At 62.9% G+C, this 24,264-nt stretch carries 22 protein-coding genes; 16 read left to right on the top strand and 6 right to left on the bottom strand.

Annotation, left to right across the window (positions count from 1 at the left end):
* Positions 1–350: 350 nt before the first annotated feature.
* Both VT84_RS29990 and VT84_RS29985 read left to right on the top strand, forming a co-directional pair.
* Positions 351–1,430, top strand: a complete 1,080-nt coding sequence (locus VT84_RS29990) for a WD40 repeat domain-containing protein (RefSeq protein WP_082842105.1) — start codon at positions 351–353, stop codon at positions 1,428–1,430.
* Between the two features lie 160 nt (positions 1,431–1,590).
* Complete coding sequence (locus VT84_RS29985) at positions 1,591–2,478, top strand: hypothetical protein (protein ID WP_157469980.1); 888 nt, start codon at positions 1,591–1,593, stop codon at positions 2,476–2,478.
* A 98-nt stretch (positions 2,479–2,576) separates the two neighbouring features.
* On the opposite strand, the gene VT84_RS29980 is transcribed toward VT84_RS29985, so the two are convergent.
* Together VT84_RS29980 and VT84_RS29975 are read right to left on the bottom strand one after the other, a co-directional pair.
* Positions 2,577–3,152 (bottom strand): helix-turn-helix domain-containing protein, encoded by a 576-nt coding sequence (locus VT84_RS29980; protein WP_052556681.1) that lies wholly within the window; start codon positions 3,150–3,152, stop codon positions 2,577–2,579.
* A gap of 672 nt (positions 3,153–3,824) precedes the next feature.
* Entirely contained in the window at positions 3,825–4,304 is a 480-nt protein-coding gene (locus VT84_RS29975) for a GNAT family N-acetyltransferase (protein WP_082842103.1), read from the bottom strand.
* Between the two features lie 174 nt (positions 4,305–4,478).
* Between VT84_RS29975 and gluQRS the strand changes: the two genes are divergently transcribed.
* Positions 4,479–5,408, top strand: coding sequence for a tRNA glutamyl-Q(34) synthetase GluQRS (gluQRS, locus tag VT84_RS29970; protein WP_239465500.1), 930 nt, complete (start codon positions 4,479–4,481; stop codon positions 5,406–5,408).
* On the opposite strand, the gene VT84_RS29965 is transcribed toward gluQRS, so the two are convergent.
* Complete coding sequence (locus VT84_RS29965) at positions 5,401–6,972, bottom strand: methyltransferase regulatory domain-containing protein (protein ID WP_082843448.1); 1,572 nt, start codon at positions 6,970–6,972, stop codon at positions 5,401–5,403. The genes gluQRS and VT84_RS29965 overlap by 8 nt on opposite strands.
* 176 nt (positions 6,973–7,148) lie before the next feature.
* Here VT84_RS29965 and VT84_RS40325 point away from each other — a divergent pair, with 176 nt between their 5' ends.
* The 3 genes from VT84_RS40325 to VT84_RS29950 all read left to right on the top strand — a co-directional run bounded on the left by VT84_RS40325 (position 7,149) and on the right by VT84_RS29950 (position 10,254).
* On the top strand, positions 7,149–9,356 hold the full coding sequence (locus tag VT84_RS40325) for a hypothetical protein (RefSeq protein WP_204249664.1): 2,208 nt from the start codon (positions 7,149–7,151) through the stop codon (positions 9,354–9,356).
* Between the two features lie 162 nt (positions 9,357–9,518).
* The gene (locus VT84_RS29955) at positions 9,519–9,926 is read left to right on the top strand and encodes a type II toxin-antitoxin system RelE/ParE family toxin (protein ID WP_082842101.1); all 408 of its coding nucleotides are present in this window, start codon (positions 9,519–9,521) and stop codon (positions 9,924–9,926) included.
* A complete protein-coding gene (locus VT84_RS29950; protein ID WP_052556669.1) occupies positions 9,883–10,254 on the top strand; it encodes a helix-turn-helix domain-containing protein in 372 nt (123 codons plus the stop codon). The genes VT84_RS29955 and VT84_RS29950 overlap by 44 nt, the downstream gene beginning before the upstream one ends.
* An 87-nt stretch (positions 10,255–10,341) precedes the next feature.
* Here the strand turns inward: VT84_RS29950 and VT84_RS29945 are convergent, their stop codons facing one another.
* Positions 10,342–11,016 carry an HAD family hydrolase gene (locus VT84_RS29945; protein WP_082842100.1) on the bottom strand — a complete coding sequence of 225 codons (675 nt, stop codon included), beginning with the start codon at positions 11,014–11,016 and terminating at the stop codon, positions 10,342–10,344.
* Positions 11,017–11,053: 37 nt separating this feature from the next.
* Between VT84_RS29945 and VT84_RS29940 the strand changes: the two genes are divergently transcribed.
* Positions 11,054–11,740, top strand: coding sequence for a metallophosphoesterase family protein (locus tag VT84_RS29940; RefSeq protein WP_052556664.1), 687 nt, complete (start codon positions 11,054–11,056; stop codon positions 11,738–11,740).
* Between the two features lie 198 nt (positions 11,741–11,938).
* Here the strand turns inward: VT84_RS29940 and VT84_RS29935 are convergent, their stop codons facing one another.
* Complete coding sequence (locus VT84_RS29935; protein WP_052556662.1) at positions 11,939–12,310, bottom strand: VOC family protein; 372 nt, start codon at positions 12,308–12,310, stop codon at positions 11,939–11,941.
* 544 nt (positions 12,311–12,854) lie between these two features.
* On the opposite strand from VT84_RS29935, the gene VT84_RS39760 reads away from it, so the two are divergent.
* Complete coding sequence (locus tag VT84_RS39760) at positions 12,855–13,553, top strand: tyrosine-type recombinase/integrase (RefSeq protein ID WP_162271889.1); 699 nt, start codon at positions 12,855–12,857, stop codon at positions 13,551–13,553.
* A 1-nt stretch (position 13,554) separates the two neighbouring features.
* On the opposite strand, the gene VT84_RS29925 is transcribed toward VT84_RS39760, so the two are convergent.
* Complete coding sequence (locus tag VT84_RS29925; RefSeq protein WP_082842098.1) at positions 13,555–14,064, bottom strand: hypothetical protein; 510 nt, start codon at positions 14,062–14,064, stop codon at positions 13,555–13,557.
* Positions 14,065–14,252: 188 nt separating this feature from the next.
* On the opposite strand from VT84_RS29925, the gene VT84_RS29920 reads away from it, so the two are divergent.
* From VT84_RS29920 to VT84_RS29885, 8 genes are all read left to right on the top strand, one after another.
* Entirely contained in the window at positions 14,253–14,537 is a 285-nt protein-coding gene (locus VT84_RS29920) for a hypothetical protein (protein WP_082842097.1), read from the top strand.
* A gap of 129 nt (positions 14,538–14,666) precedes the next feature.
* Positions 14,667–14,879: a hypothetical protein gene (locus tag VT84_RS29915; RefSeq protein ID WP_082842096.1), complete on the top strand. Its 213-nt coding sequence runs from the start codon at positions 14,667–14,669 to the stop codon at positions 14,877–14,879.
* Positions 14,880–14,955: 76 nt separating this feature from the next.
* The gene (locus VT84_RS29910) at positions 14,956–16,533 is read left to right on the top strand and encodes a DEAD/DEAH box helicase (RefSeq protein WP_082842095.1); all 1,578 of its coding nucleotides are present in this window, start codon (positions 14,956–14,958) and stop codon (positions 16,531–16,533) included.
* A gap of 98 nt (positions 16,534–16,631) precedes the next feature.
* Positions 16,632–17,546: a hypothetical protein gene (locus VT84_RS39075; protein WP_157469978.1), complete on the top strand. Its 915-nt coding sequence runs from the start codon at positions 16,632–16,634 to the stop codon at positions 17,544–17,546.
* Between the two features lie 84 nt (positions 17,547–17,630).
* The gene (locus VT84_RS29900) at positions 17,631–18,443 is read left to right on the top strand and encodes a RecB family exonuclease (protein ID WP_082842093.1); all 813 of its coding nucleotides are present in this window, start codon (positions 17,631–17,633) and stop codon (positions 18,441–18,443) included.
* 104 nt (positions 18,444–18,547) lie between these two features.
* Positions 18,548–19,351, top strand: coding sequence for a hypothetical protein (locus tag VT84_RS29895; protein ID WP_082842092.1), 804 nt, complete (start codon positions 18,548–18,550; stop codon positions 19,349–19,351).
* Between the two features lie 69 nt (positions 19,352–19,420).
* A complete protein-coding gene (locus VT84_RS29890) occupies positions 19,421–21,964 on the top strand; it encodes a hypothetical protein (RefSeq protein ID WP_082842091.1) in 2,544 nt (847 codons plus the stop codon).
* A 31-nt stretch (positions 21,965–21,995) separates the two neighbouring features.
* Positions 21,996–24,245, top strand: coding sequence for a DNA polymerase (locus tag VT84_RS29885; RefSeq protein WP_082842090.1), 2,250 nt, complete (start codon positions 21,996–21,998; stop codon positions 24,243–24,245).
* Positions 24,246–24,264 lie beyond the last annotated feature (19 nt).

The raw sequence follows: 24,264 nt of genomic DNA, 5'->3' as shown, positions 1-24,264 counted from the left end.
TTCGCTCCCGCTAAGACACGGGATTCGCACGGTCGTTCGTTAACTGTGAGATCCTGCCGAATTGTCCCGGCTCGCCCTCGGGACGCCGCCCGGATTGGGTTGAGGCTGCCTCGTGCCCTCGCTTCCCCGATCCGGGCGGTCTTTTTCTATCGTGCGAGTTGCGCAAACTTCCCTCAAGCCTACAACCCGTGACAACTGCGCTCATCAGTGCGCGGACCTATCGGTATCTTTCATCTCAAGCACTTCACCTACGAGTAATCGCTCAACTATCACGGATACTTCCGCGCCACTTGTATGCGCGGTGGTGAATGCGAACTCGTCGTCGAATGAGATTTGAAGGGAGAATGCGGATGCGCGAGTTGCAAGTTTATCCACCAGCCAAGCGCAAACCGATCGAAGTCGTTCGCCGGCTCGAATTTCGCGCGAACGGTGCTGAGTTGGTCGCGTCGTGCGGGCTGGAAACGGTGATTAAAGACGGCCGTACCGGGTTCACCAATAAACTGCACGTCTATGACTGTGTGGCCGGCTCCGCGCGCGAATTGTTCACAGACTGGCTCTTCTATGAGTCATCGGGTGAGCGTACTCCCGATCCAGTAATCTCGCCAAACCGCGAGTTGATCGCGTTTGAGCACTTCGGGTACGATGACACCAGCATTTTCTTTGAGGAACTCGCTGTAACTGAAGCCGACTCGCGATTTTACCCGAGCCTACTGAGCTGTCCGCACGGGGCGGGTGGGTTGGTGTTCACCCGCGATGGCGCGGAACTGATCGCCGTTCGGAACCTCGTAGTTCACGGTAGGTTTGTGCCAGACGTCGTGAGGTTCACGATCGCTTCGCTGTTCAATGTGTTGGGAACGGAGGAGAAGATTAATCCTCTCAATGGTAAACCCTATCAGGCACGCATTTACGATGTCCGTTGGCAGGAGAGTTTGACGCTTCCTCCAGGCGAGCGATTGGTCACTGCGAGCCTTTCGGCGGACGATCGACTACTCGCGGCCGGTGGCGCAGAGGGTGTATTGCACGTCGCGGATTTGGAGCAGAAAAAAGTGCTCGCTTCGTTTCCGTGGGAGGGACGCAAACTGCGTGACCGATCCGCGGTACGGGTAGAGTTTAGCCCCGACGCGAAGTGGGTGGTGATGCTGGCCAACGGGCGGTTGTTCGCGCGCCCGCTCAGCGAAGGCAAGGCGTGGCAGACGAAGAGCACGCTGGGCTACGCTCATGACTTTGCGTTTCACCCCGCGGGGCGCACGCTGTGTGCGGTGTTCGCGGACGGTCGGGCGCGCGTGCTCGATGCACTCACGGGGAATGTGCTCCAATCGCTTCAGTGGAGCAAGAAGCCGCTCTACTCGGTCGCGTTCGCACCGGACGGCCTCACCTGTGCGGTCGGTGGGCAGAACGGGCGCGTCGTTGTTTGGGACATTGACGGGTAAATGTGTGCTCAAAGTTGAAATGGTCTGAACGAATTTCACCAACTTTCGTGATGCCTGACCAGACCGTTTTCGGTGGCGCGAATGTCATTGATGAGAGCCGCGCACGAGGGTACCTTGCTCATACTCTCGATGTTTGCACCTTGTAACGCGCAGGCTTGTCATGAACTTCAGCCCACTTCGACTCCTCTCACCAATCCAATTGTTCATTTGCCTGATCCTGTTCTTTCTTCCGTGGGTCGAAGTGCAGTGCGTCATGCCCAAGGATGGGCTGGGTGGCTTCGACGCGGATCCAATGCCCGGAATGAAAGCGGGTGCCGGTAAAGCCATATCTTCGGCGGGTCCGCGCCCATTTATTACCCAGAGCGGACTTCAGATCGCGACCGGCGGCCATTCTTTCGCCAGCCCTGAATTGAAAATGCTGATGGACGAAGCAGAGAAATCCGGGAAGAAGATGGGCGCGCCCCCCGGCAAGGGCAACGAAAAGGACGAATTGGGCAAGGGCGTCATCCTGTTCTTGTTCCCGATCCTCATCCTTGTGGGGGGAGTGCTCGGCATCGTACTGGGACCGGGGCTCCCACGTCGGCTCGTTGTGGCCGGGTGTTGCGCCGGGGCAATCGGGGTGGTCGGCATTCAGGCCGCAATCGGGTTCCCCATCGAGCAGCAGATCAAGAAAGAGGCCGAGAAAGAAAAGGAGATGGCAAAGCAATTTGGTGGGGACGCGAGCAAAGTCGAGAACCCGTTCAAGATCGTGTGGAAGTTCCCGCTCTATCTGACGCTACTGCTCCTAGTCGGCGCGACCGGTACCGCGTTCGTGGACGGTGGCGTGAAGAAGCGGAAGCCGAAGCGCGTCAGTTACGACTTCGACGATGATGAAGACGACGAGGAATACGAAGACGATCGACCGCGGCGCAAGAAGAAACCGATTGTGGAAGAGATACCCGACGATGACGAAGAAGAGCGGCCACGGAAACAAAGGCGCCCGCGCGACGACGATGACGAAGAAGATGATCGGCCGAGGCGGAAGCGGCGCCGCGACGATGACGACTGAGCCGCGTTGTCGGGGCGGAAATGACGAACCGGCCCTCGGGTGAGGGAACGAGTCTTTGGCTCGTTCCCTCACCCGAGGGCCGGTTCGTTTTCCGAAGCTCAATCTTCGCGCTTGGCTTCGGCGATGCTCTTGATCTTCTCGCCGAGCAGCGCCACGTCGAACGGCTTCTTGAAGATATCGTTGAAGCCGTACTGCGTGAGTTGCTCGGGAGCGGCCTCGTCCTCGCTCGCCAGGCCCACGATGAGCGTGGTCGCGTAGGCCTCGTCCTTGCGCAAGTTGGAGACGATCTGAATCGACTCGGCGCGCCCCAGACCGAGATCGATTACGATCGTGTCCGGGTGGAAGCTGCCGGCGAGGATACCGGCCTCGAACCCGCTGTTGGCGAGCTCGAACTTGAAGTCGTCATTTTCCGGAAGTATTTCTTTGATCCGGTCGTTGAACAACTTCTCAGTGCCGATGAGCAGCACCTTGTGCCACTCTTCTTCTTCAAGTTCTCCGAGCGGCATCCCGTGTTCCTTGAGGAACCGGATGAGCTGTTCGCGGGGGATGCGCCGGTCCTGGCTGCCGGGGATGCGGTACCCCTTGAGGCGACCGGAATCGAACCACTTGGACACGGTCCGGGGGGCAACCTTACAGATCTTTGCGACCTGTCCGGTGGTGAACACCTTTTTCATGGCGAGACACTCCGTTTTAACTCGCTTCGTCCCGCGCCCCGCCCATTACCGTCCTGGCGGGCTGCTGTGGGTTCCAGGGGCGAACCCTCGGGGCGAGGGGCGTGCCGCACGATCGGGGGCCTCGTGGCGGCGATGTATGAACGTCCGGCGGGGAGCCCGTGGGCCGGATTTCTAACGGCGCTGAGTTTCTCGCGGTCCCGACGGCGCCCGGGCGAACTGGGCGGATCGGGCGGTCCGGGCGATTAACCCGGGTGGCGCGGGAAACGGTTGCGACGCTAACTCCATCGGCTACACCAACCGTCCGTCTTCGCAAAACCCGCGAAATTGGGAGGTTGGTAAAGGCGGTGGGTTCCGGCGGGGTTGGGGCCGCTGGAGCGGGCGAACGGTCCAAGGCCGACCATCGACCTCCGGGCGCTCGCACTGTCAGTCACAATGATCGTTCGGGCTGGATGTGTAACTTGGGTGAGAACTCTTCGCCGTGACGTGCCTTCCGTGGCAGGAGGGCCGATCGATCCGGTTGGTCCGGTTCTACCGGCTCGCGAGGCATCATACGCAGTGGGGCAAGAGGGGCATTTTAAGCGCCCGGTGATCGGTAAAAATTGCATCGCGACGCATAATCGCGAATGTGCAGAGGATCCGGAGCCCGGGCGCGGAAAGGTGCCCGCAGAATGCTCAAAGTGCGCCCAATCGTTTTGTAAAAATCGCCATGCCGTCGCCGTCCGCGTAGAAGTCCGCGATCCGGCCCGCGGCGGTGTAGTTATGCTTGAGGTAAAACTGGCGGGTCGGCTCGTAGTGCTCGGTCGTGGACGTCTCGACGACGAGCAGGCGCCCCCCCAATTCGCGGACGTCCGCCTCTGCGAAGGCGAGCAGCTTCCCGCCGATCCCGTGCCCCTGCTGGTCGGCCGCGACCGCGATCCACCACAAGTACCAGGTGCGGTCGGTCATCTCTTCGGGCGCGTGGTAGACGTACCCCAGCGGGCGCCCGTCGTGCTCCCATACGAACGCGCGGTGCCCGTAGTCGTCGCGGTTGGACGCGAAGAAGTCGTTCAGCACGCCTTCGAGGGTTTCCACTTCAAGCGGCTTGAAGAACCCCGTACCGGCTGTGAGGTCCAGCAGGGCGGCGGTGTCGGCGGGTGTCGCGGGTCGGATCATGGGTGAAGTGTAAACGGGCGGTGGAAGAAGGTAAACTGGAGACGCGCGTTGCTGTTCTTTTAGCGAGCGAGTGTAGTTACTCTGGTAGGACAACTGGTACCTACTACCCGCGCGACCATGTCTTCATCACCCCTTCACCCCCCCACCCCTTCACCCCTTCTCTTCAATGGGCGTTTGGCGCCGTCGCCGACCGGCGCGCAGCACGTCGGGAACGCGCGCACGTATTTGGTCGCGTGGCTCTCGGCGCGGGCGCGCGGAGGGGTGGTGAAGCTCCGAATCGAGGACATCGATTCCCCGCGAATCAAGGCGGGCGCGGCCGAGCAAGCGATGCACGACCTGCGCTGGCTCGGTCTGGATTGGGACGGCGAGCCGGTGGTCCAAACGCAACGGCTGTCGTACTACGAAGCCGCGCTGGACGTGCTCAAACAGAACAAACTGATCTACCCCTGTACCTGCACGCGGTCGGACATCGCGTCCGCTGCCAGTGCGCCGCACGCCGGGGAAGAGGTCACGTATCCGGGGACGTGTGCGTACCGCTGTGTGGCAGACGCGCAGAAGCTACACGACGAGGGCCGGTCGTTCGCGTGGCGCTTCCGCGTGACGGAAAACGTGCCGTTCACGGACCTGTTTGCAGGTGAGCAGCACATCGACCTGAAGCACGCGGGTGGGGACTTCGTGGTGTGGAAGAATGGGGGTGGGCCGGCGTACCAACTCGCGGTGGTGGTTGATGATGCGGCAATGGGCGTCACGGAAGTGATTCGCGGCGACGACCTCGTCCCGTCTACACCGCGACAACTGCTCCTGTACCGCGCGCTAGACCTGACGCCTCCACAATTCGCCCACGTACCGCTCGTGGTGGGCGAAGACGGTCGACGGCTCGCCAAGCGGCACGGCGACACGCGGCTCTCCGCGCTCCGCGACGCGGGCGTGAAGCCGGAGGCGCTGGTCGGGCTGCTCGCGTGGTCGTGCGGCTGGCTTGATCGACCGGAACCGATTTCGCCGCGCGAACTGCTTCCGCGCTTCCGGCTGGAAAGCATCCCGGCGCCGCCATTCGTGCTGACCGCCGAGTTGCTGCACCGAATCGGGTATTCGGCGTCTACTTAACGAGCAGGGCGTCGCGGGCGAGTGTTTCCAGCATGGGGTTCAGCGTCGCGGTGAGGGCCGTGCGGAGTTCGTCCGCGTCGGTGATCGGCTGGCCCGCACGCTGAACGGTCAATTCGTCCGTAACTGCCAGTGCGGTCAGAGCTTCCACCAGCGCCTCGCGGTCGCGTGTGCCGTCGAGAAGCGGGACGAGCCGGAACGCCATGTCCGAGAGCTTCACCGTTTCGTGGCGCCGGTTCGTGACCGAGGGCTGACCGCTCGCGGCTCGCACCCGCGCGTGAACCAGCGCGACCGGGTTCTCGCCCGGCGTGCGCGCGAACGTGACCGGGGCCGCGTGCAGTTCGAGCAGGTCGGACGAGATGTAGGCGTTCAGCAGCCCGAGCGCGAGCGTCTGCATGTCGTCGTTGGTCGCGATCCGGTTGAGCTTCGCAGTCGCGTGCTGGAGCAGTTCGACGAACGGGATCGTCCCCGGCCACGCTTCAATGAGTGCCAGCATCGCCGCTTTGAACACGGCCCCGCTCGCGGAAATCACCATCCCGCTACGGCTCTGGAACTGCGCGGCGGTGTTCGTGGTGAGGTTCACCGGCCGCCCGCTGACCTTCGCGTTGCATGCGACGTGAAGGCCGTACACGCGCTCCGGCACGATCGCCCAGTTCGGCACCGCTTCCGCACGCACCAGGAGCGTTTCGCGGAAGGTCCGGTTGCGCACGAAGTCGAGGTACTGTTCCGTCTGGATCTGGTCCGTCGCCAGAACCGCGAGCGTCTTCTGCACTTCCGGGCCGAAGTTACCCGTCACCATCGTGTTGATGCGCGACTCGCCCAAATAGCGCAACCCCTGCGCTTCGGCCCGCGCCATGAACTGGTGGAAGTAGACCGGCTCGTTGAACTCTTCGAGCTGCTCGTGGTAGAGGTAGTGGTCGGACTGGCGCTTCAGGAGATCGAGTTCGGACCGCAGCAGCACGCCGTAAGCACCGGCGTCCTTTTCGGTCGATTGCGCGAGGAAGTCGAGCAGCGCCCGGGCCTGCCCGATGCGCTGATCCGGGCCGTCGAACCGGAAGGCGTGGTAGCGCATCATGTCGCGGATCATGCCGCGCATGTGCCAGCCCGGGTACGTGTTGTAGGAGATGTACGCGATCCCCGTGGGCGTGAGATGATTCGCGCACACGTCGAAGATCTTCTGCTGCACCTCGGGCGGAACCCACGAGAACACGCCGTGGCAGAGGATGAAGTCGAAGTGACCGTAAGTTTCGTCGATGTCGCTGATACTCGCGTGCCGGAGGCTCACGTTCGTGAGGCCCGTTTTGCGCAGCGCCACTTCGCCGTCGGCGATTTGCCGCCCCGAAAGATCGACCCCCACGAACCACGAATCGGGGAACGCTTCCGCCACCGGGATCAGGTTCCCGCCCGCCGCGCACCCGAGTTCGAGGACGCGGCACCGCGTGACGTCCGGGGGCGTCAGGCCGAACAGCGTAGCGATCGTCGCGAGGCGCGACGGGTGCGTTTGCGGGTACGCGAAACTGTCGTAGGGCACATCGTCGTAACTGTTGCTGGCGGGAGTTTCATTCATGGTGAATTTACTGTAGAAGAATACCCGCGCCGTAACCGTCGGTTCGTCGATAGGGCCGGTTCCGTGAGCGCCGCGCGGCCAGTTCCCCAAGAACGGATCTGGGCGCTAGTCGCGGCGCGGATCAGTCGGTATCATCGACGCATCCCGCCTGAGATTCCCCTCCCAGAGGTCGCAGCATGTCGTCGCGCCGTCCCCCCTGGATCATTGCGCTGGTCGGATTCGCGTTCGGTGTCGCACTGGTAACGTCCGCCGGCACGCGCACCGCGATCGCACAACCCAAAGCCCCTGCAATCGTACCCGCACCGCAAGCGCCCACGCTCACGACGCCGGCCACGCTCGGCGCCAAGCCCGGCGACGAGGTCGAACTCACGCTGACCGGCACCAACCTCGCCGACGCGATCGGCGTCACGCTGGGCTGCCCGGCGAAAATCACGATCCCCGGCGACAACAAGAACGGCACCGACGCGGGCAAGTTCCGTGTGAAAGTCGCTGTTGATCCAAAATGTGCGATCGGACTGTACACGGTCCGAGTTGCGACCAAGAACGGGGTCTCGAACGCGCGCCCCTTCTTAGTGGACACGCTCCCGCTCGTCGCTTCGACCGGCGCGAACCGCGCGAAGGACACGGCGCAGGCCGTTACCGCGCCGTGTGTCGCGAGTGGAGTGGTCGCGTCCGAAACCTCCGAGTTCTACAAGGTGAAAGTGGACGCAGGGCAGAAGCTCGCGTTCGAGGTACTGGCCCGCCGGATCGGGTCGCCGCTCGACCCGATCGTCGTCCTGCACGACGCGAAGACGAAGCGCGAACTCATCAGCCTGTACGCGGACGACACGCCCGGAATGCAGGGCGACTGCCGACTCGCACACACGTTCAAGGACGCCGGCGAGGTGCTGGTCGAGGTGCGCGACACGACCCACCGCGGGGGCGGGGACTTCTTCTACCGGCTGCGCATCGGTGACTTCCCCGGCGCGACGACCGCGTACCCGCTCGCGGCCGAACGCGGTAAGTCCGTGAGCGTCGGGTTCTCCGGTCCGGACACGATCCCCGCCGTCAGCACGACCGCGCCGAAAGATCCCAGCGTCGCTGCTTTCTACGCCGTACCGACGACCGGGAAGGACGCGGGCTGGCCGGTTCCCGTGCTGCTCACCGACTACCCGCAAGCGACCGAGCAGGAGCCGAATGATGAACCAGCGAAGGCAAACAAGCTACCGGTGCCGGGCGGCGTATCCGCGCGTTTCGACAAAGCGAAGGACATGGACCACTTCGCCATCACGGGGAAGAAGGGTCAGAAGCTCGTCATCTCGGTGGCCACGTTTGAAGTGAACGCGCCGACCGAGGTGCTGGTGCGTGTACTCGATGCGAAGGGTGGAGAAGTCGCGAGAAGCAACCCGGCCGCGCCCGTGAACCGGCTCGAATTCACACCGCCCGCTGACGGTGAGTACATCCTCGCGTGCGAACAGCAGAACTTCCTGAACGGGCCAAACGAGGTGTACTACCTCTCCGTTGCCCCGGCCGGTCCGGACTTCAGCGTTGCCCTCGCGTTCGATCGGGCCGAAGTGCCGGTCGGCGGGTCTACCGGTGTTCTTGCCACCGTTACGCGACTGAACGGTTTTGCCGGAGCCGTGGACCTGTCGATCGACGGGGATGCCGCTCTGAGCGGCAAGGTGACGCTCCCCGCGAACCAGACGATCGTGTTCGTGCCGCTCCAAGTGAAAGAGGGCGCCAAGGCGGGGGCGCACCCGTTCCGCGTCAAGGCGACCGCAGTCGGTGACACGACCGTCACCCGTTACGGCACGCTCCTGGACGCGGTGCGAGCTGGACTCAGTGGGATGCCGAACCCGCCCGCGGAGCTGCTCAACCAGTGCGCGGTCGGTGTGGTCGAGAAGCCGCCGTTCGTGCTCAAAGCGACGTTCGCCCCAACCCCACTTGAGAAGGGCAAGCCGAGCAAACTGCTGCTCGACGCGACACGCGGTGAGGGGGCCGGCGAAGACATCGTGATCGCACCGCTGTTCCTCCCGCCGACGATTGTCCCCGCCGTGAAGCCGATCGCGAAGGGCCAGACGAAGGGCGAAATCGGCCTGACCGTGCAACCGGCCACGCCCGTTGGTTCGACGCAGCTCGTGTTCCGCGCGACCACTAAGGCCGGCGGAAAGGACTATGCGTTTACAGTGATTACGACCGCGGACGTGATCGAAGCGAAGAAAGAAGAGCCCAAGAAAGACCCGCCGAAGAAGGAAGAACCCAAGAAAGACCCGCCGAAGAAAGAGGAGCCGAAGAAAGACGTCCCGAAGAAAGAAGAACCGAAAAAGGACGTGAAGAAAGAGGAGCCCAAGAAGGATGCTCCAAAGAAGGAGGAGCCCAAGAAAGATGTGAAGAAGGACAAGTGAACCCCGCCCACAAGGGCGGTGGGTGAACCACGGAGATAGGGCGACAGTGCATCGGTGAACCCCGCCCGCAAGGGCGGTGGGTACAGGTCTCATCCCGAATGCGGCTCCGGAACTCCGTGGGAACTACAATTGCAGGGATATGCCAAATCTGGCATAATCGATATGGGGGCAGGTGATAACAATGAAAGCGGTCCCCCGAAGCCGGTCTTCTGGGTGGCATCGAGCAAAAAAGACCTGAAGAAGTGCCCCGTCCCCGTGCGGCAAACCGTCGGGCAGGCACTGTTTGAAGCCCAGAAGGGCGGAAAACACCCCGACGTGAAACCCCTCAAGGGGTTCAAAGGCAGGGGCGTGCTCGAAGTGGTCGAGGACCACGACGGGAGCACTTTCCGGGCGGTGTACACGGTAAAGTTCGCTGGTGCGGTCTACGTGCTCCACGTCTTCCAAAAGAAGTCGAAGAGTGGCATCAAGACTCCCAGCGAGGAAATCGAGAAGGTCGAGGCCCGTCTCAAGGCCGCGGAGCGACACTATGCCGACTGGACCGAGCAGCAAAAGCAGGAAAGCAAAACCTGATGCTACCGAACTCGTTCAAATCGAGAAGGGGAGCGAAAACGTGTTCGATGATTTGTCCCTTCCGAACCCGGACGTGGTACTTGCCAAAGCAGAGCTCGTGTTCCGCATCCGCGGTTTCATCGAAAAACGCAAACTCACACAGTCGAAAGCCGCCGAGTTGCTCGGACTCGACCAGCCGAAGCTCTCGAAGCTCCTCCGCGGCCAAACGGAAGGCTACAGCATCGAACGGCTCTTCAAACTCCTGAACGCTCTCGGTCAGCGCGTCGAAATCAGCATTGTGCCGAACGACGAGAAGAAGGAATCCCGGGCCGTTGTGGTCACGGCGTGACCCTTCGCAAACGTCCCACAATCCCAGCAGAATTTTTACTCTACGCTGACGCACAGATTTTAAGGTGGGGGTTGGGGAGAGGTTCTTTTACCCCCACACCGCGAGCAGCCGCGTGTGGTCGGAGAGGTCGTCGAAAATCAGGTCCGGCTGGCACCCCGCGAGTTCTTCGACTGGGTGCCAGCCGGTCGCGACGGCCACCGCGTTCGCACCAATGGCCCGTGCGCAACTCACGTCTAAAGGCGTATCGCCGATCACCCACACGTCGGTCGGGTCCACGTCCTTCCCCACATGCTCGCGCACGCACGCGAGTGCCGCGCGAGCCACGTCGTCGCGGTCGTAGTGGTCGTCCCCGAACCCGCCGCACGTGAAGTGCTCCCACAACTGGAAGTACCCGAGCTTGTGCCGCGCCCCGGCCCGCACGTTTCCGGTGAGCAGTCCCAGCACCACGTCCGGTTTGCCCGCAATCGCCGCGAGCAGCTCGGGCACGCCAGGGCACACCTCGCCACCCCGAGCCTCCAGGCTGCCCGGTAAGCGCGCGAGGTACTCGTCGCGGAGCCGGTGCTGGTTCGCGAGCGTGGGGCTGACGCCGTGGGCTTCGAGGAGGTCGCGCGTGATGGCGACGTCCGTGCGCCCGCTGTACTTCACCACGTCGCGGATCTCGGTTACACCGAACGCCGAAACGAGGGCGGATTCCATTGCCGATTTACCGGCCCCGCCCGTGCGCACGAGCGTCCCGTCGATGTCGAAGAGAATGATTGGCATGGGGACGTTATACTGAAGAGTCTTCGGGAGACGCTCCATGCGCGTGCTTGCCATCGGCGACGTCCACGGCTGCCTCGTGGCTCTTAACGACCTCCTCGCGTGGGTGCAGCCCACACGGGCCGACGACCTCATCTTCCTCGGTGATTACGTCGACCGCGGGCCGGACACGCGGGGCGTCATCAACCGCTTGATCGAACTGAAACAGACGCGCCCGGTTGTGTGCTTGCGCGGGAACCACGAAATCATGATGCTCCAGGCCCGCGACGGCGGGCGCCCGGAGCGGAAAATGTGGCTCGGTGTCGGCGGCGTGCAGGCGCTCGGTTCCTACGGTCCGGCGCTCGGCATCAGCGGCACGTTCGATGACGTCCCGGGGGGGCACTGGGACTTCCTCGAAAACGAACTCGTCCCGTACCACGAAACGGACCGGTTCATCTTCGTTCACGCCGGCGTGTACCACGACGCGCCGATGGACGAGCAACCGGACAACATGCTGTACTGGGAGTTCTTCCCGGACGCGATGCGCCACTACAGCAGGAAAACAGTGATTTGCGGGCACTCGTCGCAGCGCTCCGGCGAGCCGAAGGTGATCCCCGGCGCGGTATGCATCGACACCTGCGCCTACGGGGGCGGGTGGCTCACCTGCCTCGACGCGATCTCCGGTCGTTACTGGCAGGTAGACACCCTCGGCCGCAGGCGCGAGGGCTGGGTAGATTATGAAAAGTGAGGCTATACCAGTGAGGCGAACGGCCGGTGTAAGCCGGCCGGTACGAGCGGCAACGTGGTTTAAGAGTGTAGCCCTGTGAGCCGCGTGCACACTGGATGCGGTAACGTGACTCGGGAGTCTCACCGACCGGCTTACACCGGCCGTTCGCCCGACCTCTTGGCGAACCGTGAGTGTTAACGCGCGGGTGGATTCTCGCCGCTATTTTACCGCTTTCACATCAAAGTGTGGGTTCTGAATCAATCCGATCTGGTTGCCGAACGGGTCCGCGATGGTCGCGACCTTGATGCCCTCACCCACATCCTGAACGGGTTGCGCGACGGTTGCGCCGAGAGAAACCGCGCGAGCGACCTCGGCCGCAATATCGGCCGTCCCCCAGTACGCGACCGTGCCGCCCGGCCCGGGCTCGCCCTCGGGGTGCAGCCCCAACTCGAACCCCGCGACGTTGAACCCGACGTAGAACGGCTGATCGAAGTACGGCGGCGCGCCCACGAACTGCGTGTACCACGCTTTCGCCGCCGCCAGTTGGTCCGAACGAACGTGGGCAATGAAGGTGCGAAGGCCGAGGATCATCGTGCGTGACTCCGGGGCGAGAAGTATTAGGTGATTTAAGTCGTGATTATATAGTTGTTTGTGTCGCGGGCGTATCGTTTCGCTATTGATGCCATCAATATAAGTTATCAGGTTTCAATCCTGATAACTTGATGGTGCCAGCATGCCCCGCAAGCCCAAGCCCTTTCTGCATCAAGGTCACTACTACACCACAGTAGGTGGCGCGTGGCGAAAGCTCTGCGCAGAGGCAGAGGGGTTCGACGCGGCCGTTGCTGCACTCGCCACGTTGACGGCAAAATCCGTCACTGCCTCTCCAGTTGCGATACCTTCCCCATCCCTCACGACTAGCCCGGCACTCTCCGAAGCGATCGCGAAATACCAAAGGCACTGCGAAACTTACTACCGGCTCCCGTCCGGAAAGCTCTCCGGTGAAATTCGGTCGATTCTGTTAGCTCTCCGCTTTTTGGCCCGTACCGCGGGAGAGGGGGCGCGAACCGTCGGTCTATCCCGCGACGTTTTAAAAGCCGCGCGGGAATCGATGATACCGACGTGTTCGCGGAAAACGGTGAATCAGCACATCGGACGGATTAAGCGGGCGGTCAAATGGTGGGTCGAGGAAAAACTGATCCCCGATGCTGTGGCCGACTCCTTGCTGCTGCTGCCCCCGCTCCCGGCGTTCCGGTCCGCCGCGCGCGAAACCGAACCGGTCGGAGCCGTAGAATGGGGAGTCGTTCAAGCGACTGTTGAGCAGTTGGTGGAACCGTGGCGGTCACTGGTGATGTACCAATGGTGGACCGGGCAGCGCCCTGGAGAAGCGTGCGGGTTGTTGGTTGAGTGGGTCACGCTGACCGAAGACGGCGGGCGTGTCGACTTCGGGCTGAACCACAAAACGGGGTGGCGCGGGACCGAAAAAACGCTCCCGATCGGGCCGCAAGCCGCGAACGTGCTGCGTCCCTGGATAGAATCTGCGAAACTCCGGAGCCGCGAATTCGTGTTCGCCACCACGTGGACGGCCCGTGGCGCGGAGCCGCGCCGCACGATTCCGCCGAGCTACGCGCGCGCGGTTCTGCGCGCGTGCAAAGCGGCGAAGGTCGAGCCGTGGCACCCGAACCAGTTGCGACACAGTTTTGCGACCCGCGTCCGCGCCGCACTCGGACTCGAAGCGGCTCAGCACGCGCTCGGACACGCGCGGGCGGACGTCACGCAGATCTACGCGGAGAAGAATCAGGCTACCGCTGCGGAAGTGGCTCGTCGGTTAGGGTGACTCACTCGCCGTCTCCCGATGAAGAGCGAGGGTAGCTCCGTACCTTCCGCGGCGTCGGGAGCGCTTTGTTGAGCATGTCGGCCGTTGGTTGGGCGGCGTAAGGCATGACCTCTGCGGAAATATCGAGCGACTCCAGCCACTTTGTCAGTTTCGCCCGCACCTTCGTTTCGCTACCGTCGTCCTCCGCCCAGATCCACGAAAGTAACGTCCATAGTGCTTTGGATTCTGGCCCGTACAATTCGGACGGCGACAGACGGAGTGGTTCGGTCCGTGAGATGCTTTTCAGGTGGCGTTCCAGCGCTTCCTCAACCAGCGTCGCGGGCACGTTCCCCGGCCATTTCCCCCGCTGCTTCGCCGCTTCATCTGCCTGTCGCTCCACTTCTTCGAGGTGCGATTCGAGCACTTCGCGGTATACTGTGGACGCAGTTTTGCCGAGCACGGCTGCTGCGGCGTCGTAACGTGCTTTCATGGCAGGGTCGACGCGCGTGTTGATTTGGTCGCTGATCGCCACGAGAAACTCCGATTAGAGGAAAGCTAGCGTGTGCTCATCCGTTGTATCCTTCGACGCAATGTAACGGAAATTGCGTTGCATGTCAAATTTGTATCGCAACGCGAAATACAAAACGGGAGTTGCAATTTGTCCATCATGCCTTATGCTAGTGTCGTGGTTCGCATTTCGCGGGCCGCGGAGGGTGTCGCATGTATAGGGTGAAAGTCGTCCGCGCTGAGCGTGGCGCGGTGGAACTGGACATCGACGGGCGCACGGTCTGCGCTTCGCTGACGACTACGGGCTTGAATTTGGCCGCGGTCGATGAAACGCGATGCGTCCCGTGGCCCGCCCTCGTGGGCGTGCCCGCGGGTTACGGGATACTCCGCAACGGTTGGCACATCGAAACGGTGCCGACTGAAGTGGAAGCAATTGACCGAGTTAACGACCTGCGCGGCGTCGGCGATCAGGCGAGTTACTTCCGTATCGCTCATTGACTCGTTCGGCCGGCGCGCGGGAGCCGGCCTTTTATTTCACTCGATTTGTATTGAGATTTGCGTTGCAATGAAATACGATTTAGTAGTCAACTTGAATCGCAATTGCTTTCCTCAATCCCAGGTGCCCGCATGTCCGAGTCCGCAACCGCAACGCAACCGAAAATCCAATCGACGGCGCAACTTCCGCTGTTCGCCGCGGAAATGAACCGTAAGCTCGCGAAAAAGCTCATCGACTCACCGAAGGTCACACTCGCCGCGGCGGTGCTGGCGTTCGGGACACTCGATCCCGAAATCCAGGTCGATCTGATCGCGAAGGCGCGAGCCGAAATCCTGCGACAGTAACCCGCTCCGTCGCGGCGATCTTCTGATTCCCGCGGGGCGCGGTTCTCGCGCCCCGTTTTCTTCCCCACACAACCTCATGCCACACAAGCAACTTCAATTGCTCGCGAAGCCGCGCGACTACCAAGACACGTTCCTGTGCGACGTGTTGCAGACGCTCGACGATGCGGCCCCCGGCGACTCGTTCCTCTACGCTTCGCCGACCGGAACGGGTAAGTCGTTTATGGAACTGCTGCTCATGCCGTGGCTCCCCGACGCGCTGCTCATTACGCCGCGGTTGGAGATCGTCGCCGGGATGCTGCAAAAAGGTGGCGTCGATACGTCGAAGTGGAGCGACGAGCGGCTCGCGAAGGAAGCACTCGAATACCGCATCACGACACCGATTCGCGCGCGGAACATGCTCGCGAAGGGTGAACTGCCGTGGCGACCGGACGCGGTGATCTGGGACGAAGCACACCACCGCAGCGCCGACAGCTACGAAGACATCCGCGCGTATTTGGGCGGTGCAGTCGAGATCGGGCTGACCGCATCTCCGTTCCGGGGAACGCCGCTCGGAACGGAACAGTTCCTCGAATCGTGGAAGTCGTTGACGTGGGTAATGACGTACCCGCAAGCCGCCGTAGATGGCTACATCGCGGTTCCCCGGTGCGAAACGTGGGCACTGAGCGACGATGACGAAGTAGAAGTCACCAACGGCGAGATCACTGTCCGCGGCGCGGAAGAGATCGTGCGGCCGCGGCTCGCGGATGTCGTGGAGCGGTGTAACACCTTCCGCCGCTTCATCGGTAGCCCCGACGAGAACGGCAACCTCGAAGATCGCACCACCTGCTGGGACCGCCCCACCATCTTCGCCGTCCCGTCTACCGACATCGCGCGGGAACTGGCCGCGATGCTCGAAGCGGCCGGGCTGCCCGCGCGTGCCGTCACGCAGGACACGCCCCGCGCGGAACGTAACACGATCTTCGCCGCGTGCGAGCGGGGCAGCGTCGCGATCGTACAAATCGACGTCGTGAGTGAGGGCGTCGACCTGAAGCTCCGGCGCCTCATCGACCTGCGCCCGACGCTCAGCCCCGTGAAGTGGCTGCAACAGGTCGGGCGGATCACGCGACCGGGAGAAGCGGCCCCGGAATACATCTGTTGCAACCGCAATCTCGAACGACACTGTTACCTGTACGACGGGCTGATTCCGCCCGCGGCCGTCGCCGCATCACAAGCCGCGTTCGGCAACCCGTCGCGCCGGGCCGGGGTGCGCGTCGTCGGTGCCGAGAACCTCGGACGCTTCAGTGCCGCGGAACTGCCGTTCGCAGACGGGACCGTGGGCGTGATGTACAATCTGACGGCCGTTGAGGGGTTCCAAAAGAAGGAATACGCGATCCTGATGCACCCGTGTTCCTCGCAGCCGCTGTACGCGGCGCGGGAGAACGAGCGGAGTACGGAGGGGCAAACGGTGTCATGGGGCCGGTGGCGTGCCGTTGACAAGCTCCCGGACCTGCGCGGGTTCGCGAGCGCGTCGGCGAAGTCACTCTCGGACAAGCAACGTCAGTGGTGGCAGCGGGCCGCGCAGTCGAAGGGACTTTCCGCGACCGCAGACGTGAACCGCAAAAACTTCGTCGCGCTGCCGATCCTCACGGATCTGGGATTGAAACTGGGGGTGTAATACCTCGCATTTTTGACATGCATTATAAAATGCGATACATTGTATTGCGTCGCCCGAAACCCTGATGCAATGGTGATGTAATGGAACTACTTAACCGGGTGCTCGATTACATTGAGAAAGATGCGGCGATTGCCTACCGTCATCTTTTCGACGATATCAATGTGGCTCCGGATGGCACAATGCTGCTAGGCGCGATTAATCGTGATTCGTGGGCGAACTCCGAAAACCTCGTGGCAGTGGACGCTAGTGGCGTGCTGGACGTGCTCGATCAGATGCCCGCAGATGAAGTAACAAAAGTCCCGTTGGCACTACCTTCTGACGAAGTGTGGGTGGAACGGGTGGGTGGTATTCCAGACTACTACGCTGCTGAATATCCTGTGACACGTCAAGGGTACATGTTGCAAGGAGAGCAGTGCCGGCCACCAAGAGTTTACACGTTTACCGCATCGATTTGGACCGCGCCTACCATCTCGACGAAACCGGGGTTCGTCTACTTCACTATGTTGGGGCGATACAACGTAGTGGCGGGGCACGCGATTCGGGCTGATGTGCCGGAGATATTTAACAGTCGACGTGACCCTGCGTGGGGTTATTATCACGACGGCGAAACGGGGTTACTGCGAACGGATGACACTGCGATGGTGGACCACCTCGCGTCACATGAAACGTGGCTGTTTAAAGCTCTCGCGCTAATGAATTGCCGCAATATCGAGGCAACACCAACTGGTAGCACAACGCCGCGACGAATCGCAGCAGCCGTAAAACGCGGGCCTGATATCGTTCACCGGACGCTCAAATTGACCGTTCCCGCGACCGTCCGCAAGAGCACCGGGAGCGAGAACGACGCCGACCCGAACGCGAGAACCCGGTTCCACTTGTGCCGCGGTCACTTCAAGAACCTGACACACCCACGGTACAAGACCCCCGGTTTGCACTGGTGGCCGGCGCACTGGCGCGGAGATCCCGACGCGGGTGAAGTGCGAAAGGACTACCAACTCGTGCCGGCGAACTAGAATAAATTGCGTCGCAATTTGTATTGCGACGCAATTTTCTTTTGCCTACAATCTCTGCGGCACAACCCCACACCGAAAGTATCCATGTTCAACCCCGCGATGCTCGGCAGCGCCGACAAACCGCTGCGCCCGTCGGCGCTGGCGTGGCTTATCAAGTGCCCGGTCAAGGTGGTACTGATGCTCGACGAGTTGGACGAGGGCGGTCCGGCCGCGCAGACCGGGAGCATGGTTCACGCGGGCGTCGAAGCGTTCCATGCGGAACCCGACGCGACGAAACGAGTGGCCGCGGCCGTCGCAGCGATGCACGGCGCGGCCGGGAAGTTTCCGCTCGCCGACCCCACGGAAGCGCGCCTCTACCTCGAACCCTATTTGCTCGATCCCCGTAACGAGAACGCGGCGGTCGTCGCGTTAGAGCACAAGGTTGCGCTCGTGCTCCCGCCGCACGACCTTGATCCGACGGGGTTGCCGATCCACATCCGCGGCACGCTCGACCAGATCCGCGACGAGAACGGCCGGTTGCTCGTCTGCGACCTGAAGACCGGACAGACCACCGGTTGGCAGATGATCCACGACTACGCCTATCAGCAAGCGGCCTACGTTCTGGCCGCTCGCGCGTCGGGCTTCCCCGCAGCGGAACCCGGCTACCTGATTCGCGCCTACGGCTACCGCGCCCGTGGTGCGAAGCTCCCGTCCCCGGACGGGGTGCAGTGGTGGCTGCCGCTTGATGTCGCCGCGTGCGTGGCGCTCATGGACCGTGTGCGACTGCAAATCGCCCTGATCCGTCGCGGGGAGATTGATTACGGACCCGGCACGCACTGCACGTTCTGCCCGTTGAAGGGGCTGGATTCGTGCGTACCGAAGGCGAACACGAAACTGTTCGCGTTGCCGATGGCGTAAAAAATAATTGACATGTAAAATGCGACGCGATACAATTTGTGTGTCGGGCCGTGCGACACGCGAACCCCAACATCCCACGGCACACCTGAACCGAAACCTGTACCATGCCTGCCGTTCGCACTCTCGTCCCACCGAAGCAAACGACCCGCGAAGCCGATTCCGCCGGCGCCACGGTGGACGCCCCGAAGCAAACAACCGCGCTCGCGAACCTGCCCGCGTGGGCAACCGCGGTCCCGGCCGTGCCGCAGATGGAAGGGGGCGGCGCCCCACAGTGCTACGTGGGGCAACTGCAACCCAACACCGGCAAGCGCAACCAACTGCTCGCGGCCGGTGTCGAGGAAGGTGGGTTCTACCTCGACAATCTGGGAACGGTCACCCCGCTGAAGCCGTTGAAGTTCTGGCTGGTCGAAGCCGCGGTGTACCAAACACAGATGAACGCGGCCGGTAATGTTGTGTTCGCGACCCGTGATATGTCCCTCGCGCAAAACGACCTGCACGAACACGCGGTCGCGGTCGTGATCGTGCAAACGCCGAACGGGTTGGTGCCCGCGAAGTGCGACTTCCGCAAGGCACAATCTCCGGCGTACAAGGCCGCGGCCGACACGCTCGCCGAAGTGCTCGACCCGGAGAGCGGTTGGGCGCGGAAGTCGGACGCCCACAAGGTCGCGAGCGCGTGCCCGATCCCGTGGGGCCGGTTCACGACGACCGCGGACGTGCAGCGGAAGGTCGGGAAGGGTTCGGGCAAACCGTACTTCGCCGCGTTCGGCCGCACGGCGCCCGCGACCGTCACGGAAATGGAGCAACTCGGCGCCGCGATCCAGACGCCGGAGTTCGCGCAAGCCTACGAGACGGCAAAAGAGTCGTTCAAGTCTCGCTGCGAGTACATCGAAAAGGCCATCAAGTCGTAACCAGCGGCCGTGTTCGATTCCCTCAACCCGGCCTAACCGCCGGGTTTCTTTTTCCCATGCGACGCGCACATGCCAACCCTCACCATCACGCGCGCCTCTTCGACGAAACACGAAGTCAAACTCGCGGCCGACGACGGCACGATTCTCGAATGCTACGAAGCGAACTTGCTGTCACCGCGGGCGCAAGCGAAGCTCGCGGCGACCACCGGGCTGACGCAAGCCGCGATCGCGAAGGCCGCGACCGAAGTGCGCGACGCCACGCGGCTTCCGAAGGCACCGCGCCCGGCCCAACAGATCCCGTACACCGGCCCCACAACCCCGGAAGTCGCCGCGAACGCGCCGTTCCGCATAATCCTGCGCGGAATCGGGGAACCCAAAGAAACCGGAAGAACGATCGAAGGTCAAACACCGATTGAGGCGTTTTTCCGCGCCTTCGATGCCCTCGACTACCCCGTTGGCGATCCGCTGATTACCTGGACCGGAAAAGACGTCGTGTGTTGTCTCGATGTGGACTACCACAGCGGGTACAAACCGACACCGGAAACGCTCGAAGTACGGGCCGCACAACTCCAACCCCGACCGTTCGCGTACCACGTCAGCCACGGGCGCGGGTGCAAACTCTTCTACGTGGCCGCGGACGGCTACACAGCGGAAGAACTCGCGGCCGTTGGTGCGATCTGTTGGCTGAACCAAGACCGGCGCGCGACGACGGACCTTATCACACAATCCCGTCACCCCGGTTACGCTTCGAGCAACCACGGCACGAAGTGTGGGCCGGTCTACACTCAAACGCCCGGCGCGGACGTGTCCCCGGTGAGCGCGTGGTTGCGCCGGTCCGTGGACGAACAAGCGGTAACCGACTGGCTCGAAACGCGCGGCTGGAAACTCGGCGACCGGCTGGCGCACGAAGAGTGCCCGATTGACCCCGACACAGAGTCATCGTCCGACGACCCGGTACAGATCCAATCCGGCGGGATCATGTGCTTCCGGTGCCAGGGAAAAGGGCTGTCGTGCGGGCGGACACCGGGGTTCCAGCCGTGGGCGTCGATCGTGGGTGGCGCGCCGCCGAAGGCCGTGGCGATGATCGTCAACGCGGTCCACTGGCAGCACGCACGATTGGTTCTGCGCCACGAGTTCCCGCGGCTCCCGGAATCGATCGCGCGGGCCGCGTACACCGCCGCCGTGAAGCTCCAACACGGTGCCGACTCGCCGCAAGCGCTCGCGGCCGGGCGCGCGGGCGCGGACCTGATCCGCATGCAAGGGCGCTGGGTGTCTCCGGACGGGAACACAACGTACACGCAGCACTTGAGCGGGATGGTAAACGCCCTGCCCGCAGTTTGGGTTCCGGGCGAGCGAACGGTGATGGGGGACCGGCGCGACTTGTTCCTTCAAGCCGCGGACCTCTCGAAGTACGGTTACTTCCACGTGACGCCGGTTCACGGCTGCAAGATCTACGGCCGGCACCTGGATTACCCGGACGGCCGAATCGCGTTCGCGTCTCCTTCGCGGCACTTCCACAGTGAGGGTGCCCGCCGCTTCGCGCCGCATTATCGGAAGCCGGAAGACCGCATGCCGCTCGACGCGGCATGGGGCGTCGTCGAAGAAGCGTTCCCCGGAATTCACCATAACTACGTGTACCTGTTGATCGCGCTGAAGGGGCTCGCGGAAGGGGCGACCGTGCAAGCCCCGTTTACGATCGTAACCGGTCCGAGCGGGAGCGGGAAAAGCAGCACGGTTCACGTGGCCGCGGGGCTGTGCGGCGACGCGGCCAGCGAGCCTACGTATTCCGCGGACATGGTGCGGCTCATGCAAGCGGTCGGTGAGGGGCTCGACGCGGGTAGCTTCGTCGTGCTCAACGAGATCTTCAAGGAAGCGGCGAAAGCGCGATTGAAGCCGCGGGCCGCGGTCGACCCGATTCTGACGATGACACCGAACTCGCTTTCGCACCGGCTCTACATCGGACCGCGGCCGTTGGGCCGGCTACCCGCGCTCGTGCTCACCGATATCGAGATCCCCGCCGTTGTTCACTCGGACGTTCAACTCGCTCGGCGGCTCGTGTGGGTGGATCTGCCGAGCAAAGTCGAGTGGGGACAGTCCCTCGCGAAAGCGGGTTTCGGTGACATGGCCCGTTTCCGCTTGTGGAAACCCGAAGCGGCCGCAGCCGCCGACGCGATCGTGTCCGACGTCACGGACCGGTTCTTCCGTGATGCGTGGACGGTGGCAGACGTGGCAAAGGAACTCGGGTTCGGAACACTCGAAGATCTCGGAGATTGTGGAACGGTCCGGGACTCGCTCCGGCGGTTCTTCAAACTCGTGTGCGACGCGCCGGCGCTGACGGGTTCCGACGCGGACCGCTACCCCGCACCGGGTTGGAAGGCCATCGGGCGCGGTGACACGTCCGACCTCGCGGACCTTTGGAACCAATTGGCGAACGGGCTGCAAGGGGACGAGTGGGGGGAATCGCGGATCGTTACGGGGGAAGATTGGGGCCGGTTGCTCGGTAAGAAAGAGTCGATAAAGTTCGACCGCGCGATGTACCGGAACACTTTGTATGTGCGGTTCCGAATCGGACAGAAGATGGCGCCAACGTGGACGTCGGCCGAATCAATTTGACATGCAAAATGTGTTGCGATACATTTAAACTATGCACTGGAACCACCCCGCTCCCGTCTTCATCGACCTGGAAACACAGTCCGCCTGCGACCTGAAGGAAGCGGGCGGGCGCGTGTACGCGGCTGATCCGTCCACGCGGATCATGACCGCGGTCTTCTGGATCGACGGGGCTTATCACGTGTGGGTTCCGCGCCACACCACGGACGCGACCACGTTCGCGCGCATGGACGTCGCCCAGATGTGGCCGCGGGAGCTTGGCGCCCCAGACCCGATCGTGTTGCACTTCGCGGATGTTCCCCCGGAACCGGCACAAGCCGCAATCCGTGCAGGGCGCCCGTTCGTCGCTCATAACGCATTCGGGTTCGATCAACACGTTTGGCGCGGCGCGGTCGTTGAACGCGGTCCGGCGTGGAACGGAAACGTTGACCCTCAATGGCTCGATACGCTCCCGCTCGCTCGCGCGGGTGGGTATCCGGGGCGGTTGAACGCGATCGCGCAGGAAGTCGCGGGCGCCGGGAAAGACGCCGGGCACCGCATCCTGATGAAGTTCATTCAAGCGGATGTTGAGGGATCGGAGATCGTTTACAAGCGCCCTGGTGTCGGGGATCTACAGGTTATCTGCCGGTACAACGTCGTGGACGTGGAACTGCTCCGGCGCGTGTGGGGCGCGCTCGAACCGGTCCCGGTCGAAGCGGACGTGATTGAAGCGCACCGGGCCGTGAATCATCGTGGTGTTCGCGTCGATGTCGCACTGGCGACGTCGCTTTCGCGGGTAGCGGGTGAGTCCGTTCAGCGCGCGGGGACAACGATCGAGAAGATCACCAACGGAGAATTGAAGCAAACGGAACTTCGGAGCGTGCAGAAGGTCAACGCTTGGCTCGACGCGAAGGGCGTCCGCATTCGCGACTACGGCGGGAAGCGAACGCTTCGGAAGGATTTCGTGAACCAAGCGATCGCGAACCCGTGGCTGATGCTCGAAGACGATTCACCGGTCGCGGCCGTCGCAGACATTGACCCGCTCGTGTTCGAGGTGCTCCGGTTGCGCGGGGCCGCGATCCGTATCACCGGCGGCAAATCCGAGCGCGCCGTGATGCGGGCCGGGCGAGACGGGCGCGCCCGCGACCTGCACACGTACTGGCAGGCGCACACCGGCCGATGGAGCAGCGCGGGGATTCAGGTTCACAATCTCCCGCGCCCGAAGAAGGGCGTGCCCGTGCTCGACTTGCTCGCGCGGCACGAAGCAGATGGGTGGGGCCAAAACGCTGGTACGGCGTTTGAGATGATCGCGGGTTCGCTCCCCGCGAAACTGACAGTTGATGACGCAATCTCCTCGCTGCTCCGACCGCTGTTCGTCCCCGCGAACGGGTGCGCGTTCGCGATCTGCGACTACGCCGCTGTGGAGTGCCGCGGAATCGCGTGGATCGCGGGGGAAACGGGACTACTCCACACGCTCGCGACCGGGGGCGATGTTTACAAGGAAATGGCTTCCCGCATCTTCGGGAAACCGGCGGACCAGATCACCGACGCGGAACGACAGGTCGGCAAGGTGACGGTTCTCGGGTGCGGCTACTCAATGTCCGCGGAGAAGTTCCGGTTGTACTGCGGGCTGCAACAAATCGATCTTGCGGCCGCGGGCACGACCGCGGAAGCGTGCGTCGAGGCGTTCCGGGGCGCCTACCCCGCAATCGCGGGCGAACCGGCCGGGATGATCGAAGGCAAGCCGTACCGCGCGAACGGCGTGTGGGCGAAACTCGCGAAAGCGGCGCACGCGGCCGTTGAACAGGGCGGCATCCACACCGCGGGCAAGACGCGATGGGCTTACGACGGCTCAACGTTGGTTTGTGAGTTGCCGTCCGGTCGGCAGCTACGTTACCGGTGCGCACGGATCGAAGACCGCGTGCCCGGCTACGCGCGAGCGCTCGGTATCGACAAAACGAAGCCGACGCTGATCTACGAAGGCGCGTTCGGCGAAAGCTATCTTTACGGCGGGAAGATCGCGGAGAACGTCGTTCAGGCGATATGTCGGGATTTGCTCGCGACATCACTCGTGATGACAGAGAACGCGGGGCTGAACCCGGTGCTACACGTTCACGACGAAGTCGTATGCGAGGCGCCGGGCGACGGTTCCGCGGCTTTGGAATCGCTCGCGTCGCTCATGACGACGGTCCCGGAATGGGCCGCGGGCTTCCCGATCGCAGTCGAAGGGTTCGCGGCCCCGCGATATCTGAAGTCCCCGCCGAAGGGGTGGGCACACAGCGCGAAACGGTCCAAAACAATTTGACATGCGAATTGCGTTGCGA

The organism is Gemmata sp. SH-PL17, from assembly GCF_001610855.1.
Lineage (GTDB): Bacteria > Planctomycetota > Planctomycetia > Gemmatales > Gemmataceae > Gemmata > Gemmata massiliana.
The sequence above is the reverse complement of the archived record's forward strand: the minus strand, read 5'-3'. Positions and strand labels throughout refer to the sequence as shown.